Annotated in this window: 1 protein-coding gene; it reads right to left on the bottom strand. The window is 72.2% G+C overall.

Going from position 1 to position 371, the window contains the following annotated elements; genetic code table 11:
* A partial coding sequence (locus ABLI39_RS17335) for a hypothetical protein (protein WP_349414793.1) occupies positions 1–371 on the bottom strand: 371 nt, incomplete at both ends.

Consider the following 371-nt stretch of genomic DNA (forward strand, 5'->3'; position numbering starts at 1 on the left):
CCGAGCCATTCCAGGCCGGCGATGTCCAGGCCGCCGCTGCCGGTCAGAGTGATACCGGCCGGCAGCACACCGGCCAGCGCGGGAACAGCACCCAAACCAGCGGCACCGGCACCGGCAGTGCCGCCCGGACCCGGGTCAGGGACCGCCGGCGCGCCGATGACGGCCCAGGGGTCGGCCTGGTCGGTGGGCCGGGCGGCGCGCCAGCCCGGCGTTATCCAGGCGTCCGCGATACCGGTGACACCACCAGGCAACGAAAGGACCTGGTCACCGCCGATGCCGGCCAGGGTGGGGATGGGGTTGGTGGTGTCCCACCACAGTTCGGACCCATCGATGGCAGCGAGTTCGCCCAAGGCGTCCACCCACAGCTCATG

The sequence above is a fragment of the Pseudarthrobacter sp. B907 genome, from assembly GCF_040137805.1.
GTDB lineage: Bacteria > Actinomycetota > Actinomycetes > Actinomycetales > Micrococcaceae > Arthrobacter.